15 protein-coding genes are annotated in these 17,740 nt (G+C 58.2%); 6 read left to right on the top strand and 9 right to left on the bottom strand.

Going from position 1 to position 17,740, the window contains the following annotated elements:
• The first annotated feature begins 177 nt into the window (after positions 1 to 177).
• The 3 genes from CLR77_RS08595 (at position 178) to CLR77_RS08585 (ending at position 4,939) form a co-directional block, all read left to right on the top strand.
• A complete protein-coding gene (locus tag CLR77_RS08595; RefSeq protein ID WP_097460214.1) occupies positions 178 to 2,244 on the top strand; it encodes a putative bifunctional diguanylate cyclase/phosphodiesterase in 2,067 nt (688 codons plus the stop codon).
• Between the two features lie 164 nt (positions 2,245 to 2,408).
• Positions 2,409 to 2,999 (top strand): LemA family protein, encoded by a 591-nt coding sequence (locus CLR77_RS08590; protein WP_097460213.1) that lies wholly within the window; start codon positions 2,409 to 2,411, stop codon positions 2,997 to 2,999.
• A 14-nt stretch (positions 3,000 to 3,013) separates the two neighbouring features.
• Positions 3,014 to 4,939, top strand: coding sequence for a M48 family metallopeptidase (locus CLR77_RS08585; RefSeq protein WP_097460212.1), 1,926 nt, complete (start codon positions 3,014 to 3,016; stop codon positions 4,937 to 4,939).
• A 4-nt stretch (positions 4,940 to 4,943) separates the two neighbouring features.
• Here the strand turns inward: CLR77_RS08585 and gspD are convergent, their stop codons facing one another.
• From gspD to CLR77_RS08555, 6 genes are all read right to left on the bottom strand, one after another.
• The gene (gene gspD / locus CLR77_RS08580) at positions 4,944 to 6,899 is read right to left on the bottom strand and encodes a type II secretion system secretin GspD (RefSeq protein WP_097460211.1); all 1,956 of its coding nucleotides are present in this window, start codon (positions 6,897 to 6,899) and stop codon (positions 4,944 to 4,946) included.
• A 134-nt stretch (positions 6,900 to 7,033) separates the two neighbouring features.
• Positions 7,034 to 7,894: a type II secretion system protein N gene (locus tag CLR77_RS08575; protein ID WP_097460210.1), complete on the bottom strand. Its 861-nt coding sequence runs from the start codon at positions 7,892 to 7,894 to the stop codon at positions 7,034 to 7,036.
• A gap of 21 nt (positions 7,895 to 7,915) precedes the next feature.
• A complete protein-coding gene (gspN, locus tag CLR77_RS08570; RefSeq protein ID WP_097460209.1) occupies positions 7,916 to 8,707 on the bottom strand; it encodes a type II secretion system protein N in 792 nt (263 codons plus the stop codon).
• 312 nt (positions 8,708 to 9,019) lie between these two features.
• The gene (groL, locus tag CLR77_RS08565) at positions 9,020 to 10,672 is read right to left on the bottom strand and encodes a chaperonin GroEL (RefSeq protein ID WP_097460208.1); all 1,653 of its coding nucleotides are present in this window, start codon (positions 10,670 to 10,672) and stop codon (positions 9,020 to 9,022) included.
• A 61-nt stretch (positions 10,673 to 10,733) separates the two neighbouring features.
• On the bottom strand, positions 10,734 to 11,024 hold the full coding sequence (groES, locus tag CLR77_RS08560) for a co-chaperone GroES (RefSeq protein WP_097460207.1): 291 nt from the start codon (positions 11,022 to 11,024) through the stop codon (positions 10,734 to 10,736).
• A 184-nt stretch (positions 11,025 to 11,208) separates the two neighbouring features.
• Entirely contained in the window at positions 11,209 to 11,703 is a 495-nt protein-coding gene (locus CLR77_RS08555) for an FxsA family protein (protein WP_097460206.1), read from the bottom strand.
• A gap of 139 nt (positions 11,704 to 11,842) precedes the next feature.
• On the opposite strand from CLR77_RS08555, the gene CLR77_RS08550 reads away from it, so the two are divergent.
• Positions 11,843 to 12,604, top strand: a complete 762-nt coding sequence (locus CLR77_RS08550; RefSeq protein ID WP_097460205.1) for an SDR family oxidoreductase — start codon at positions 11,843 to 11,845, stop codon at positions 12,602 to 12,604.
• A gap of 65 nt (positions 12,605 to 12,669) precedes the next feature.
• Here CLR77_RS08550 and CLR77_RS08545 read toward each other — a convergent pair whose 3' ends face one another.
• Positions 12,670 to 14,160: an amidase gene (locus CLR77_RS08545; protein WP_158227148.1), complete on the bottom strand. Its 1,491-nt coding sequence runs from the start codon at positions 14,158 to 14,160 to the stop codon at positions 12,670 to 12,672.
• Positions 14,161 to 14,266: 106 nt separating this feature from the next.
• On the opposite strand from CLR77_RS08545, the gene CLR77_RS08540 reads away from it, so the two are divergent.
• Positions 14,267 to 14,578 (top strand): MGMT family protein, encoded by a 312-nt coding sequence (locus CLR77_RS08540; RefSeq protein ID WP_097460203.1) that lies wholly within the window; start codon positions 14,267 to 14,269, stop codon positions 14,576 to 14,578.
• Here CLR77_RS08540 and CLR77_RS08535 read toward each other — a convergent pair.
• On the bottom strand, positions 14,547 to 15,974 hold the full coding sequence (locus CLR77_RS08535) for an AmpG family muropeptide MFS transporter (protein WP_227519854.1): 1,428 nt from the start codon (positions 15,972 to 15,974) through the stop codon (positions 14,547 to 14,549). The two genes, CLR77_RS08540 and CLR77_RS08535, sit on opposite strands and share 32 nt — an antisense overlap.
• A gap of 2 nt (positions 15,975 to 15,976) precedes the next feature.
• Entirely contained in the window at positions 15,977 to 16,459 is a 483-nt protein-coding gene (locus CLR77_RS08530; protein ID WP_097460202.1) for a YajQ family cyclic di-GMP-binding protein, read from the bottom strand.
• 222 nt (positions 16,460 to 16,681) lie between these two features.
• Between CLR77_RS08530 and CLR77_RS08525 the strand changes: the two genes are divergently transcribed.
• Positions 16,682 to 17,659 carry a GGDEF domain-containing response regulator gene (locus CLR77_RS08525; protein ID WP_097460201.1) on the top strand — a complete coding sequence of 326 codons (978 nt, stop codon included), beginning with the start codon at positions 16,682 to 16,684 and terminating at the stop codon, positions 17,657 to 17,659.
• Positions 17,660 to 17,740 lie beyond the last annotated feature (81 nt).

Below are 17,740 nucleotides of genomic sequence, written 5' to 3'. Positions count from 1 at the left end.
CAAAAGATTGTTTTTATTCTGGACTGCGAGTTATTAAGGGTCTATTAAAAGATATATGCTCTTATGCAAGGTTGAGACTTCGCAGGCAAGAAGCTCAACGATCTGTGACGTCTTCCGGCTGGCGAGCGGGTTACCGCATTAGCCAGCCGAATTGTCTCTGGGCTCAATACGACATCCATGACAGAATCATTCCTTGTCGAAAATCGTCTTGGTTACCGTATCCTGCGCTGGGTACTACTGACAGCGCTGGTGGCGGGCATCATGCTGAGCGCCATGCAGGTTATCTTCGACGCCCAACGCGTGTCCGAAGAGCTGAACCAGAATGCGAGACAGACCCTGGCCCTCGTTCGTGATGCAGCCACACAGGCGGTATACAGTATCGACGAGGATCTTGCGCGGCAGGTGGTCGATGGCCTGTTCAAGCAGGCGGCAGTGCGTTTTGCCAGCATCCGACATCCGGACGGCACCATTCTCGCCGAGCGCACACGCCCCCTTGAGACAGCCTCCTACCGCAGCATTACCGATGTCATCTTCAAACCAGAACGCACCTACTCCGTACCACTGATCAAAAATGACCCCCAGCCGGTGACCTACGGCACCCTGGAAATTCGACTGGATACGGTGCATACCGCCCGCCTCTGGCTGGAACGGGCAACCCTGACCCTATTATCCGGCATTGCCCGGGCCCTGATCCTGGGACTTGCGCTCTACCTCGTTTATCACTGGCTGCTCAACCGCCCACTGATGCGCATCATCGAGTCCGTCGCCGCAGTGGACCCGGAAAATCCAGGCGAACACCTGCTAAAAACCCCCGAAGGTCATCAGGGGGACGAGTTGGACATCTGGGTCAAGGGGACCAACAACCTCTTGCGCTCCATTGCCGACAGCCAGAAAAAACAGTGGGCCGCCGAGGCCCGGATCACCCGCCTGTCCCGCTACGATCATCTCACCGGCCTGCCCAATCGGGCCATGCTCTTATCACTGCTTACCTCTGCGCTGGACGACTCAAGGCGCCGCGAGCATGTCGTGGCGATCTACTGTTGCGGGCTGGACGACTTCAAAGGCATCAATGACCAATACGGTTACCGGGCGGGAGACCGCCTGCTGCAATCCATTGCCGACAGGCTTGCGATCGAACATAACGATGTTGCCCTGGTGGCGGCCCGCTTGAGTGGCGATCAATTCGTTATCGTTGAGCAGCGACTGAAGGACGGCTATCAGGCGGCAGCAACCGCGGAGTGGTTGCTGCGCGAGATCAGCCGCGCCACCCTGATCGGCGATCGGGAAGTTTCAACGACGGCAACCATCGGTATTTCACTATTCCCCGGCGACGCCCATCAGGCAGACAAGCTACTTCAGCAGGCCGAACAGACCATGACGCTGGCCAAGGCCGGCGGGCGCAACCGGTTCCAGTTTTACGTCGCCAGTATCGACCGGGAAATCCGCGAACGTAAACAGCTTGAACGGGACCTTTCCAAAGCCCTCAGCGGCAACCAGTTCCATCTGGTCTATCAGCCGCAGATCAATCTGGAAATGCGCCGCGTGATTGGCGCCGAGGCCTTGATCCGCTGGCAGCACCCCGAACGAGGCCTGATACCCCCCGACCAGTTTATTCCTCTGGCAGAACTTAACCATTCGATTATCGAGATTGGCAATTGGGTACTGGATCAGGCCTGCCAGCAAGCTGCAGCCTGGTGCGAGAAAGGGATGCCCATCCGTATCGCCGTCAACCTGTCTGCCGTTCAATTACGTCAGGATGATATTGTCGAGCGGGTGCTTGAAGTCCTCAAGCGTCACTCGCTGCCACCCAACCGCCTCGAACTGGAAGTCACCGAAACCAGCTTCATGGAAAGCCTGGACGAAGCCGTAGATAAGCTGACCAAACTGCGCAATGAAGGTATACAGATCGCTGTGGACGATTTCGGCACCGGCTACTCGTCACTTACCTACCTTAAGCGCCTGCCGGTCCAGCACCTGAAAATCGACAAACAGTTTATCCACGACCTCCTGGTTAACGACGATGACACCCGCATCGCCAACACCATTATCGACCTCGGCAAGAGCCTTAATCTCGATGTTGTTGCTGAAGGGGTGGAGACAGAAGAGCAGGAAGTCTACCTGCGAACCCGCGGTTGTATGCTTGCGCAGGGTTACCTGTTCAGCAAACCCCTGACTCCGGACGTCTTCGAAACCTTCGTCAGCGAATTTCACAGAAGCTTCGACAAAACCGAATTACCGGGCTAAGCCATAGCTGCTCCGGCCTTTCCTCCCCAACAAGACGCTTATCGCCCCAACAATTCAGCCCGCGAATGCTATGCTTTTACGAACGCCACGCGCCCGGCCCTGCATGATGCTATTGCAGGGCCGGGGAAGTATCGTGTCGATGTAAAGACAACTGAGGATCCCGCATGTCTACAACCACCCTGATCGGTCTGGCCGTCATTCTGGTCGCAATCATCTATACCGCAACCATGTACAACCGCTTGGTGACGTTACGGAATCGTTTCAAGAACGGTTTTGCCCAGATCGACGTGCAGTTGCAGCGACGCCATGACCTGATCCCCAATCTGGTCGAAGCCGCCAAAGCCTATCTGACACACGAGCAGGAAACACTGACCCGGGTGATTGAAGCCCGCAATCAGGCGGTGGTCGCCAAGAAAAGTGCAGCGGAGAACCCTGCTGACGGCCAACGCATCGGCAAGCTGTCCAGTGCGGAGAATATGCTGACACGGGCACTGGCGGGCTTCTATGCGGTTTCCGAGAATTACCCGGACCTCAAGGCCAACCAGACCATACAACAGTTGATGGAGGAGTTGTCCAGCACCGAAAACAAGGTAGCCTTTGCCCGTCAGGCCTACAACGACTCGGTGATGACGTACAACACCTATCGCGAACAGTTTCCCAGCAACATCCTCGCCGGCATGTTCGCCTTCAAGCCGTCACAACCGCTGGAGCTTGAAAACCCCGAAGCCCGTCAGGCACCCAAGGTGAGTTTCTGATCGGGAACTGAACCATGAGCTTCTTCGACAATCAGGACAAGGCGCGCCGTAATACGCTTGTCCTGTTTCTGCTGTTTCTCAGTGCCGTCGCACTGATCACGTTAGCGGTGGACTTTGTAGGCTACCTGGTGGTGCGCACGGAACAGGCGGGGATCGACTTCCCTCACTGGCTTGCCACCAAACAGGGCCTGGCGACTTCTGCTGCCAGCATCGGCCTCATCGCAATCGGCTCCATTGCACGCTTTGCCGCCCTCGCTGATGGCGGCGAAAGTGTGGCAAATATGGTGGGTGCCCGGCCGGTGGATCCGTCAACACGAGAACCCTCGGAACAGCGATTGCGCAACATCGTCGAGGAAATGGCCATCGCCAGCGGTGTGCCCATGCCTCGTCTGTACATCATGGACCAGGAAACCAGCATTAATGCCTTTGTCGCAGGTTACGAGCCTAACCAGGCTGTACTGGTCGTTACCCACGGCGCCCTCAGTGAGTTGACCCGCGATGAACTTCAGGGCGTCATCGGGCATGAGTTCAGTCACATCCTGAACGGCGATATGCGCATTAACGTACGCTTGATCGCGATTCTGGCCGGCATTCTCCTGATCGGGCAGGTAGGACTCTTCCTGGTGCGCTCGGGAGGTCTACGCAGCGGTCGCTCCCGGGGAGATCGCAACAATGCGGCAGCGATAGCCGTAGTTGGCCTGGCGTTAACGCTGATCGGCTTTATCGGTGTTTTCTTCGGCCGCCTCATCAAGGCGGCGATATCGCGTCAGCGCGAGCGCTTGGCGGACGCATCCTCGGTGCAGTTCACCCGTAATCCGGAAGGCCTTACCGGGGCCCTCTATAAGATCGGCATCCACGGCAATACCTCGCTCCTGCAGCACACCTCCCATGCCGAAGAGATGAACCATCTGTGCTTTGGCGAGACGATCACCATGATGTGGAGTTCCCTCCTCGCGTCGCACCCGCCCATCGAAGACCGAATCAAGGCCATCGACCCCAGCCTTCTGACCCGAATGCGCGTGAGGTACGGCAAGGCCGGCGCGCCCAGGACGGGGCACGGGGACACACTGCCGGAGGACAGCCTTGGCTTTGCCGGAAATGGAGCTTCATTTGCGGAGCAGCCTCCCTCAGCAAAGCTGTCCGCACGCGTGGGTACTGTCACCCGTGAAGCGGAGGACTATGCGCGCTATCTGCTGAGCCAACTCCCTCCCCGCTTCCACGGACACCTCCACACGCCGAGCGGTGCCGTTCAACTGTGCTACGCGCTGACACTGGCGGAAGTCCCATCGAACCTCCGACCCGGAATCCGCGAGGGGCTTCCGCAGGAAGGCTCCTTGGCCAGAGATGACGGGATACTGGATTATCAGTTGCAGACACTGAAACAGCTGGGCAGCAACTATCGCCTGCCGTCTCTGGAGCTGGCCCTGCCTGCACTGAAGCGCCTACCTGCACCGGAGCGGGTAGAACTGACCGGCTTATTGCGGGAAATCGTCGTTTGCGACGGACGAATAAACCTTTTCGAATTCGCCGTACTCAACTTCGTCAGCAAGCACCTGAGCCCCAGCGCAGGCCGAGCCCGTCGTATCCGCTTTCGCAGCTACAGCGCGGTAAAGGGGGATATCCTGACCCTGCTCTGGCTCATGTCCCGGGCCGCGAGCGACGACGCAACGGCCGCCGAGACCCTTTTCAAGCGCACAGCAGTGACCTTTGTGAATGACCCTGAAATTCCTGACGATAAAGGTGTGGGGGCTGAAGCATTGCAGCGGGCACTGCAACGACTGGCGGCACTGTCACCGATGCTTAAACCGGCAGTGCTCGATGCCTGCGGAGATTGCGTGCTGGCCGACGGGAAAGTACGCAGCCGGGAGTACGAGTTGCTGCGACTGGTTGCCGATCAACTCGACTGCCCCATGCCGCCACTACCCGCAAACCCGGCCTGATCGATTACTTGCTGTGCTGGACGAAATCGTTCGCCTCAAACACTGAGTCCACATCCGGCTTCGCCATCGACGTATCGACACCCTTATCGTGCTTTCTGTGAAGATCCAGATTCACACGCCAGAGGGTGTCGAACTTACGCTGGGTGGCGACAGCACCTTGATCCTTGGTGCGGATAATCGTCGGGCGCAGGAAGACCAGCAGGTTCTCCTTCACCTTCTCCCGCGATTGGGAAGAGAACAGTCTACCCAGATAGGGAATATCGCCCAGCAGAGGCACCTTGCTCTCCACTGTCTTGTAATTCTCCTGAATCAAGCCGCCCAAGACGATGGTCTGCCCATTGTCCGCCAAAACCGTGGTCTTGATTGAGCGCTTGTTGGTCACGATATCAGCGGCGTTCTGGACACTGTTGGTGACGTCTTCGGTCGTTTGTTCCACCTTCAGCCGCACCAGATTGCCCGAGCTGATACTCGGCGTCACCTTAAGGGTCAAACCGATGTCCTTGCGTTCAATCGTGGTAAACGGATTGGTCGTACCGCCGCTGGTGGTGGTGGTTTCACCGGTCTTGAACGGAACGTTCTGGCCAACCTGAATCTCAGACTCCTGATTGTCCAGCGTGATGATACTCGGCGTCGACAACAGGTTCGCCTCATTCGATGTCTGCAAGGCCTGAATCAGGGCGCCCCAGGTGACTCCACTCTTGTCTCGCTGGCCTGCCCCCAAGGTCAAACCGCCCGCTGCCGGACCGATCACCTGGCTGGACGCAATCGCCGAAATGATATCGCTCAGGCTGTTACCCACGTTGCTGAAATTGGTCCCCATCACCGGTACGGTGCCACCGGACTGGTCCCCGATACCGAACTGAACACCCAGATCGCGATTGGTATCGTCACTGATTTCCACGATGGCCGCTTCGATCAACACCTGAGCCCGCCGCACATCCAATTGGGCAACGACCTTGTCGACTTCGCGCATGATCGAAGGATCGGCCCTGACCACCAAAGCATTCAGGCCTTCATCCGGCAGGATGGCAAAACCCTGGCCGGCGGAGCCTCCACCCCCTGGATTGGAGCTGCCCTTCATTTCCTTGGCCACTTCCCCCATGACACCTTTCAGGATTTTCGCCATGTCCTTGGCGTCTGCGTGCTGGAGGCGAAATACCTTGGTCGTTCCCCCACCGACAGCCGGCTGATCCAGTTTCTCGACCAATTGGCGCATCTTTTCCCGGAAATTCTCGTCGCCGCGAATGATCAGGCGATTGCTTCGCTCATCCGCAACCACACTGTACTTGCCGGCAACACCGCTGTTTTTGCTTGCCCCCAACTCTTCCGGAGCCAATTGCTTGAGCAGCTTGACCATGTCATCCACCCAGGCCTGTTTCAGCTGGATCACGTCGACATCGTATTTGGAGGGGCTATCCAACTCTTTGACGATACGTTCTATGCGAGCGATGTTGGATGCATGGTCACTGATGATGAGCGCGTTGGCCGCCGCAACCCCGGCAAGATGTCCATATTTTGCCACCATTGGCCGCAAAATCGGCACCAATTCAAGCGCATTGGCATTGTTGACCTGGATGACCTTGGTGATCAGCTGTTCACCCGGTATTCTCTTGAAACGCTTGAGGTTTTCTGCCGACTGCTTGGCATCGATTTCCGGCACGACCTTGATCGCCTCTTCGCCGGGAATCGCAGCGAACCCATGCACCTGAAGGACCGACAGGAAAAGGTCGTAGATCTCACTTTTGTTCATTGGCGCACTGGAAAGCACCGTCACCTTGCCTTTGACACGCGGGTCCACCACGAAGCTGTAGCCGGTGATATCGGCAACCTGCGTTATGAACGCGCGGATATCGGCATCCTTCAGGTTAACCTTCCAGGTCTGCTCCTGCCTCGACGAAACTGTTGCCGGGCCAGACATCGAGGTCGCCGCAATCGCATGAAGCGGCAACAGAAAAACCATCAGCAGCAGAGCGAGAGCCGGACCGACGGTCGCGGTAGAGAGCCATCGAGCCTGCGACGAACTTATACGCGGAGAAGACACTGTAGCTTGCATCATGCGACGTTCGAATCCCGTCCAATTGCCGAATATTATTTTCAGGGGTGCAGCGGATACGTCAGAGTAAATTGGGTATCGCCCCGCTGGACCTCGATTTGTAGCTGTCCCTGTTCATACCATTGCTGCAGCATCTGTCGATCCTGCTGGATGTCACCCAGGTTGTGACCATTCACAGACCGGATGACATCACCCTTTTTCAGGTCCAACGCGGACAACATCGGGTTATTCCCGTTAAAGACATAACCTGCCGGCAGCCCCGGCTTAACCGCCTGCAAACCGGCGGATGCCAAGGCCGCCTGCGGGTTGTTCGCCAACTGGGACGACGCTTCCGCCAGCACCGAACCCGGCGACGCCGTTCTAGCCGCCTCAATGGCCTGACGCTCTTTCTCCGCATCGGCAAAGGAAAGGGCTTCCACCCGGCCGGCGCGACGCAGCAAAATCTTGTCCGACTGCACCTCGATCAACTTGGCGTTACCGGGCAGCATGTCGCCGACCTTGTAGTACTCGGTGTCTCCGCCGTTCTGTGCAACTATAGCACCGGACTCTTCACCCCGCTGTCCAACCAGCACACCTTCAAGCACCAGTTGCAGCTGTGTCTGCGGGGCTGTCGCACTGATTACCTGTGGTACGCCTTGCGACGACTGCCCCAAACCAAACAGGTTCAGCTCATCCAGTCGCACCTCGGGCAATGCCGATACCGTTCCGTTTGACACGCCACCCACATAGGGCGACGCAACAGGCCCAGCAGACCAGGCCAGCGTCCATGTGAACTTGCCCAACAGCCAGCCACCTTCCACAAACATCAGGATCAGGAACAGATTGGCTAAAATAATCGCCAACCTGGCCGGAAAACCGCCCGCCCCGTTCACCCGACCTGACTGTTGGACTGCCGTCGCCACGCCAATGCCTCTCACCGCCTGCTAGCCGAAAGCCGGCAGGACTTTCTGCCGCATTCTGAACACAATCGCACCCGGCCCGACCGAGGCCGGCCAGCTCTGACCCGCCAGATCCAGGAGGTGGCGATAAATCAGCAGCTCGACCACGCCGTCCGGCGAAAGGTTGAGCTGTGCCGCAGCCTGATGATCACCGGTTCTACTCACGGAAACCGTCAGGACCTGACCCTGGCGCCGCAAAAGCGCTTGCATTGGCGGCATCGTGGCCTGTTGCATCGTCTGTCCCATAGGCCAGGTCACCAGCCCGCCCGGCCAATTTGCCTCCCCGTTGGCGACCGACCACCCTTGCCCCTCCCAACCCAGGGAGAGGTTACGGATCGTGACGCTGCCGGCCAGATTGGCACCACCCTGAGCCTGAACCAAGCGACTGAACTCCGGCATGTAGAGCTTGCCACGCACATTGACCACGACATGCTTTTGTCCGAGCACCAGCACGTCACCCTGCAATCGGGATTGTGCCGACTCCAGTGTCCAGTTCACCGGCAGCTGACCATGCAGCAGCGATCTCATCTGGAACGACCAGGTCAAGCGCGTAGGGATATTGTCCAAGCGAATCCGGGCCGCGCCCTGCCAGATCGTACCGCCCACCTGCGTAACGGACATGCCTGGCGGAAGACCAACTTGCGGCGCAAGCCATCGCCAAGCCCATCCCGCCGGGAGCTGAACCAGCAACGCAACCAGATAGGCACACAGCGCCAGTAATAGCAGACCGATCCACTTTCCAGGCCCCAGGCGAAATTGGGGGGCTTTTGTTCTCATAGCGTGTCTCGAGGACTCCTCGCGGCCCCGGACGACCGCCGCACATCCTGCCCATAGTATGGCACAGGATAAAATCGGAAAACGGCAAGTCTAGCAAAGCGATGCAGCAAATACATGAAGGGATTTCTGATTTTGGGCTCCCATCACAACTCACTGAGGGAAAATAGCGATAGCAGAAGGAAGATAACGGCGGTTTGTGACAGGTACATAACAACAGCGGCATGCCCACCAGCGCCTACCCTGTTTATGAAAACCCACAAAAAAACCCCGCGCAAAGCGCGGGGTTTTTCGAGAGCAAGGGGTCAGGCAGGCTTACATCATGCCGCCCATACCACCCATACCGCCCATACCGCCCATGTCAGGCATACCGCCACCGGCTTTATCGTCTTCCGGATGCTCGGTCACCATACACTCGGTAGTGATCATCAGACCAGCGACAGAAGATGCTGCCTGCAGCGCGGAACGGGTAACTTTCGCTGGATCCAGGATGCCCAGCTCGATCATGTCACCGTATTCGCCGTTGGAAGCATTGTAACCGAAGCTACCTTCACCCTGCTTGACCTTGTCAACAACCACGGAGGCTTCACCGCCGGAGTTGGTGACGATCTGACGCAGCGGAGATTCCATCGCACGACGCAGGATGTTGATACCTACGTTCTGATCTTCGTTGTCGCCTTTCAGGTCTGCAATGGCTTGCAGAGCGCGGATCAGCGCAACACCGCCGCCAGGTACCACGCCTTCTTCCACCGCAGCACGGGTGGAGTGCAGCGCGTCTTCGACGCGGGCTTTCTTCTCTTTCATTTCCACTTCGGAGCCAGCACCGACCTTGATCACAGCAACACCGCCTGCCAGCTTGGCAACGCGCTCTTGCAGCTTCTCTTTGTCGTAGTCAGAGGTGCTGTCTTCGATCTGCTTGCGGATCTGCTCAACGCGAGCCTGGATGTCGGCTTGCGCACCAGCGCCGTCGATGACAGTGGTGTTTTCCTTGGTGATGTTGACGCGCTTGGCGGTACCCAGGTCGTCCAGGGTAGCGTTTTCCAGGGACAGGCCAACTTCTTCGGAAATCACGGTGCCGCCAGTCAGGATAGCGATATCCTGCAGCATTTCCTTGCGACGATCACCAAAGCCCGGCGCCTTGACGGCAGCGACTTTGACGATACCGCGCATGTTGTTCACCACCAACGTTGCCAGGGCTTCGCCTTCAACGTCTTCGGAGATGATCAGCAGCGGCTTGCCGGCTTTAGCGACAGCTTCCAGAACCGGCAACAGTTCGCGGATGTTGGAGATCTTCTTGTCAACCAGCAGGATGTAGGGGCTATCCAGCTCAGCCGCCATGTTGTCCTGGTTGTTGATGAAGTAAGGAGACAGGTAGCCACGGTCGAACTGCATACCTTCGACCACGTCCAGCTCGTCTTCCAGGCCACGGCCTTCCTCAACGGTGATAACGCCTTCTTTACCGACGCGCTCCATCGCCTTGGCGATGATCTGGCCGATATTTTCGTCACTGTTGGCAGAGATGGTACCTACCTGGGCGATGTTCTTGGAGTCATCGCAGGGACGGGACAGGTCACGCACATGCTTAACCGCGACTTGAACAGCCTTGTCGATACCGCGCTTCAGGTCCATCGGGTTCATGCCGGCAGCAACGGCCTTCATACCCTCGTTCAGGATGGACTGCGCCAGAACGGTTGCAGTAGTGGTACCGTCACCGGCCGCATCGTTGGTCTGGGAAGCGACTTCCTTGACCATTTGAGCGCCCATGTTCTCGAACTTGTCTTTCAGTTCGATTTCCTTGGCCACGGAAACACCGTCTTTAGTGACGGTCGGCGCGCCGAAGGATTTGTCGAGAACCACATTACGGCCTTTCGGGCCCAAGGTTACCTTGACGGCGTCAGCCAGAATGTTTACACCCGCGACCATGCGTTTGCGGGCGGCATCACCGAATTTAACGTCTTTAGCTGCCATAGTTTCGTATCCTGTTTGCGTATTCGATCAACCAAACGTTTTCGTGACGGCTGGAAGGAACTTACTTGTCCAGCACACCGTAGATTTCGTTCTCGTTCATGATCAGGAGCTCTTCACCGTCAACTTTAACGGTGTTACCGGCGTACTGACCGAACACAACGATGTCGCCGGCTTTTACAGCCATGGGACGGACTTCGCCGTTCTCCAGAACGCGACCGTTGCCGACGGCCACCACTTCACCTTGAGACGGCTTTTCCTTGGCGTTACCGGGCAGTACTATACCGCCTGCGGTTTTTTCCTCTTCTTCCTTGCGGCGCACGACAACACGATCGTGTAACGGACGGATTTTCATTGCACGCGTTCTCCAATGTCAGGTTGTCTGTTAGCAATGACGTTGTGGGTAAGCACCGGGCACCGTAACCACCTGTTTTGCAAGCGCTTCGGCTGCACCGGCAATCTTGTGACCCTGTATGTGGGGCCGACTAAGTCTTTTTCAACACCCTCAAGCAATTTTTTTTGCCCTTAGGGTCGGATTTCTAGCGTTTTCCATCAAGCCGTTCATGCCGGCTCGCATCGGTATCCTCATCACGTCGAAATTCGCCTTCGATGATGATTTCCTCATGAACCTCGCTAAACGGGCTGTGTCCCGACGAAGCACCAAACCCCTGCCGGGTGTTGATGACCACAATCCGACGCAACACCCGGGTCGCCAGCCAGCGGCGGGTGAACGGCATCAGGCACAGCAAGCCAGCGAAGTCCGTGACGAAGCCGGGCGTAATCAGCAAGGCGCCGCCAACAGCGAGCAAAATGCCTTCGGCCACTTCGCGTGCCGGCAGCTCGCCGCTATTCAGGCGCTCATTGGCACGCATCAAGGTCGCCAACCCCTGCTGTCTCAGCATGGCGGCACCGACCACGGCCGTCAGCAGCACCAAACCGATGGTGTTGAGGGCTCCGATAATCGATCCCACCTTGATAAGAATCGTCATTTCGACGATCGGCAGGACCACAAAGGCGAGGAAAAGCAAACGCATGACGAATTCCGTCGTTCAGTGAACCGCTGCCGGGATCATGGAAAACGACCGGCAGTCCGGAATGAGCCGGTCCGCCGCCCAGATGTCACTTGGGCTATAATCGCCGACACTCATCCATCCACAGATATTAGGGCTCGCAATGAAACTTCAAGACGCAGTCGTTGCAATCACCGGCGGCGGCCAGGGTCTGGGCCGCGCCATGGCCGAATTCCTGGCGGCTCGCGGCGCCAAACTGGCCTTGATCGACCTCAACCAGCAACGTCTCGATGAGGCGGTTGCCGCCTGCCAGGCCGCCGGGACGGAAGCTCGCGCCTACCTGTGCAATGTGTCCAGGGAAGCGGATGTCGACAACACCTTTGCACAGATCGTCAGTGATTTCGGGCGCCTGGATGCCCTGGTCAACAACGCAGGCATTCTGCGCGACGCCATGCTGGTCAAGGTTAAAGACGGCGCGATTGAGAAGCGCATGACGCTGGAGCAGTGGCAGGCCGTCATCGACGTCAACCTCACCGGCGTCTTTCTCTGCGGGCGGGCAGCAGCCACCCATATGATTCAGGGTGAAAATGCGGGCTGCATCGTCAATATCTCCAGCATTTCCCGAGCGGGCAATGTGGGACAGACCAATTACTCGGCCGCCAAAGCCGGAGTCGTTGCCATGGCCAGTGCCTGGGCCCGTGAGCTGGCCCGCTACAAGATCCGCGCCATGGCCATCGCACCGGGATTCATCGAAACGGAAATGACGGCCTCCATGAAGCCGGAAGCGCTGGAGAAGATGACCGCCGGTATCCCCGCAAAACGCATGGGCAAACCGGAAGAAATCGCATCGACGGTTGCCTTCATTCTGGAGAACGACTACCTCTCCGGTCGGGTAATCGAAGTCGACGGCGCACTGCGACTCTGACCGCGGCAAGCGGGGTGCCGGCAAACAGGCATCCCGCCAGACTATCCCTTGTCTTTACGTCAGATTCAACGATCGGTCATTGCGACCCGATTGAAACCCCCTGCCACCCTCTCAAGCTCCGCCGCCAGCGCCAGCAGGTCTCCATCGGCGCCATAGGGACCGATAACCTGCACCCCCACGGGCAGCCCTTCATCCGTCCAATAGGTCGGCACGGACATGGCCGGCAGGCCCGCCAGATTGGCAATCGCCGTGAAGGGTGTTGCCTTGAGCGTATCCAGAAACAGCTTTTCCAGCGACGGTGCCGGTATCCATCCGCCCAGGTGCAGTCGGTCGACAATCGTCATCCCCAACTCTTCCGCCGCCTTGGGGCGCAGTTGCCCCAGCTTAGGCGCAGGCTCGCTGAGCACGGGGCAGAGGATCATATCGAAACGCTCGAACGCCGACAGCATCTGCCGGCGGAGACGGCCCCAGCCCATCCGTGAACGCACGTAGGCCCCGGCGGGATAGTGCCGACCGACGGCCGCCAGCATCCGGGTTGCAGGCTCGATATGCGAACGGGCATAGGCCACACCAAAATTTTCCTCGATGGCCAGCACTTCGGCCGTCACATGGGCCAAGTAGAGCGCCATATAACAGCGGGCGACTTCGAGCCCCTCATAGGGTATCGCAGTAGGTTCAACAGCGTGCCCCAGCGAAGCCAACTGCTCCGCAGTCGCCTCCACGGCAGTCCGGCATGCCGGATCGACGATATTCCCCAGGGGCGAATCGCAAAAATACCCAATGCGCAATTTCTCGGGCGGCACCTTGATACGCTCGCGATAGTGGCCCGGAGGCGGCGAAAAGGGGACCTGCGCCGTCGGGTCCTGACGAACCACGCAATCCAGCATGACAGCAGAGTCTCTCACTGAACGGCTGAGGATATGCTCCGCAGACGCACCATCCCAAACCTCCGGATAGACGGGGCCGGTGGGCACCAGGCCCCGCGACGGCTTGAGACCGAAGAGGCCACAGCAGGCGGCCGGAATACGAATCGAGCCACCACCGTCGCTGGCCGACGCCATCGGAACGATACCTGCCGCAACCGCCGCAGCAGACCCGCCACTGGAGCCGCCTGCAGAGCGATCACTGGCCCAGGGGTTTGAGGTTTTGCCAAAAGCCTTCGGTTCCGTAGTCGCCAGCAGGCCGAACTCCGGCGTATTGGTCTTGGCCATGATATTGACGCCCGTCTCCTGAAAGGCGTTCACCAGATGGCTGCTGTAATCGACGCGTCTATCAGCGTAGGCCGCCGAACCGTCCGTCAAGGTCTCACCGGCAAGGGCGCCGAGAAGATCCTTGAGCATGAAGGGCACACCGGTGAAATCGCCATCCGGTAGGCCCTGCCGAAGCTGTGATCGCGCACGTTCGTAGAGGGGTGTGATAATCGCATTGATCCGGGGGTTGACGGCTTCCGCCCGACCGATGGCCAATTCCAGCAAGGCTTCGGCCGTCACGTCGCCTCGACGCACCGCTTCCGCCATACCGACTCCATCGAGCACCAGATATTCGTCCATTCGCATGCGGAAACTCTCCCTTCCCAGAATCATCGTTGGTATTGTTATGGATCTTTGTACTGTACCGCCAACCGCTAACCGTGCCGACAGAACAGCCTGAGGACGCTCAATTATGACACAGGTGTCACGCAAGCAACTTGTCTGGCAGGTGGTCAGTACGATCCCGCCCGGACAGGTCGCCACCTACGGCCAGGTCGCCCAGTTGGCCGGACTCTTCGGCCAGGCCCGCTATGTCGGTTATGCGCTTGGACAACTGCCCGCAGGACATGAAATCCCCTGGTATCGTGTGATCAACAGCCAGGGACGAATCTCTTTTCCCCAGGGAACGCCAGAAGCCATGGAGCAGGCCCAGCGCCTGCGAATGGAAGGTGTTGAAGTGCGCGACGGGAAAATCAGCCTGCGCCGTTTCGGCTGGGAGCCCTAGGCAGTTGCTCGGCCGGCGACATTTCGCCATGAGAGGCGACAAGACGGTCCAGCGAAGGTCCGATATAAAGCACACGCCAGGCCAGCAAAATGGCAGGAATCCCTAACAGGGACGAAATAAAGAAAAAGCCCGCATAGCCGTACTCCGCAACCAGCCACCCCGAAAAGCCGCCGATGAACTTGCCCGGCAATGTCATCAATGAACTGAACAGCGCATATTGCGTCGCGGTGAAAGCGGCATTGGTCATGCTCGACAGCCACGCAATGAAGGCCACAATGGCGATACCAGAGCTCAGGTTCTCCACGCTGACGGCAAATGCCAGGGTCACCAGATTAGGCGGTAGCATCGCCACCACCACAAATAGCAGGTGGTTCGCCGCCGCCAATATCGCCCCCAGCAGGAGAATCTTACGGACCCCAAATTTCATCACCAGACTGCCGCCCACCAGCGAGCCGAGAATGGTCATGAAGAAGCCGAATATCTTGGTGACACTGGCCACCTCGGCCTTGGAGAAACCAAGGAATTTCAAGTAGAAGGGATTGGCCATGACGCCCATGCTGATATCGCACACCCGATAGAGGGCCACCAGGGCCAGGAGCGTCACCGCAAACCGGCGATAGCGGGTCACGAAATCGATAAAGGGCCCCATGACCACGGTGGAGACCCAGGCCTGTATCCTGACCCAACGCTTCGGCACTCGGCCCCGCCCGGCCATGCGTACTTCAAGCGCTTTTTCCAGGTCCTCTGTCAGGCGCCGGTGATTGATCGCCGGTTCTGGAATCAGCAAGGCTGTGATCACACCGACACCGACCAGCGCCGCCATACACTGATAGGCAAAAGTCCAGGACCAGAACTGCGCCAGATAGAGCGCCCCTGCACCAGCGACCAGCAAGGCTACCCGATAGCCAAACACATAGGCCGCAGACATGGCCGCCTGCAACCTGGCTTCGGCGCTTTCAATGCGCAGCGCATCGATCACCACATCCTGAGTGGCGGAGGAAAAGGCCACCAACAAGCCCCAAAGCGCCAGCATACTGGTGTCGGTATGGGCACTGACATGGGCCATAGCCCAAAGCCCTGTGGCAATTCCGGCCTGCGCCAACAGCAGCCAGCTCCGCCGCTGACCGAAAAGGCGGTAGAGTATCGGCAACCGTAACTGGTCGACGACCGGCGCCCATAGCACCTTGATCGAATAGGTGATTCCCAACCAGCTAAAGAAACCAATGGTTGTCGTGTTGATACCAACATCGGCCAACCGGGCCGTCAGGGTCGAGAAGACCAGCAGATACGGCAGGCCTGACGAAAATCCCAGAAAAAGCAGCGCCAGAACCGGCCAATGCAGATAGACCTGCAGCGCTTCCCGCCAGTTCGTGGCAGTCTCGGGAGAGGACGCCACACTCAGTCCCGGAAGTTGTCGAACTGCAGGGGAATATCCAGTTCTGCCGCCCGCAACAACGCGATGGTTTCCTGCAGCTCGTCCCGTTTCTTACCGGTGACCCGCAACTTGTCGCCCTGGATACTTGCCTGCACCTTGATTTTCGATTCCTTGATGCGCTTGACCAGGTCCTTGGCTGTCGGCTGATCGATTCCTTCGCGCAACGAAAAATGACGCCGTACCAACTTGCCGGACCGGCTTTCCTTTTCTTCTTTCAACGCCCGCAAGTCCAGTTGACGCTTGGCAAACGCCATACGGAGCATATCGATCATCTGCTCGACCTGAAATTCCTGCTCGGCACCGACCGTGACCTGCTTGTCAGCCAGCTCAAAGGACGCTTCGACATTCTTGAAATCCCACCGGTTCCCTAACTCGCGTTGAGCCTGATCCACCGCGTTCTGGACTTCGTGCATATTGATTTCAGAAACAATATCGAAAGAAGGCATTGAGAAACTCCGGAATTGCAGAACAGGGCACCAAGCATAACCCAGTTCAAACTTTTGCAAATTGCCGCTGAACAGACAAGCGCATGCGCTATACTGCGGCTGCGTCGGCCCGAATTTTTACAGATGCGTGAGCATTACGCCATGCCCACGCTTCTGGAGGGTCGCTATAACACTTAAAAATATACGCAGCCCCCATAAATACACATAGCTCAGAGCACACCCATGCCGAACCTGGATCTCCCGATTCTTGTCGTCGACGACGCCAAATTCAGCAGTACTGTCGTTAGCCGGGCGCTTCGAAACGCAGGCTACCGCGACGTACGCATCGCCAACAACGCACCGGCGGGCCTCCAACTGATCGAAGAGCGACTCGTCAGCGTCCTGATTGCCGACTGGCTGATGCCTGACATGGACGGACTGGAACTCACCGATCGCGTCCGCCAGTTGGATGAACAGCACAACCATTACACCTATATCATCCTGCTCACCGCCAAGGAGAGCGTCGACGCCCTGGCGGAAGCCTTCGACCGGGGCGTCGACGACTTCATCTACAAGTCGGATATGAGCAAACAGCTCCTGCCCCGGGTCTTTGCCGCAGACCGCCTGGCCGACCGCCACAATACGTTGCTGGTTGCCAATCGCCTGCTGGTGGAAAACAACAGGGAGCTGGAAGCGCGCAATATCATTGACCTGGAAACCGGTCTGGCCAACGCAACCTATGCCCGCGAACGCCTCCAGAAGAACCTGCGGCATACGGAATCCCGGGGTGGCGCAACTGCCTATGTCCTGATCGGTATCCGCAACTGGCAGGGGCTGCGTAAGCAGTATTCGCCAAGCATCATCAGCGAACTCGCCTCCGGGATCGGTCACCGTCTCAGCCACCTGATCCGGCCCCTGGACGCCCTGTGTCGTGTCGGCGACAATCAATATGCCATCGTTGCCCATTTTGCCAGCGCCGATCACTGCTCGCCCAGCGTGTTCAAACGTATCCACGACGGCATTAACCACAAGGCGTTCAAGACGACCGCCGGCTATATCTCCGTGGAAGCCGGAACCGCCCTTTGCGCGGCCAGTTCCGAAGATGGAACGCCAACGGTTCAGGACGTCGAAAAAGGAGCCATTACGGCGCTCATGCGTTCTTACGAAACCCGCGTGCTGACGGAAACCCGCCCCGCCCGGGTGACAACGCGGGAAGCCTGAAGCCCCCCTCCTCCCCAGAGCGCCCCGCAACGGAATGCTCTGGGGGCGCAACTTCCCTGGTCACGTTCGAGCATATTCCTC

Source organism: Mangrovitalea sediminis, from assembly GCF_002514725.1.
Classification (GTDB): domain Bacteria; phylum Pseudomonadota; class Gammaproteobacteria; order Pseudomonadales; family Oleiphilaceae; genus Mangrovitalea; species Mangrovitalea sediminis.
The sequence above is the reverse complement of the archived record's forward strand: the minus strand, read 5'-3'. Positions and strand labels throughout refer to the sequence as shown.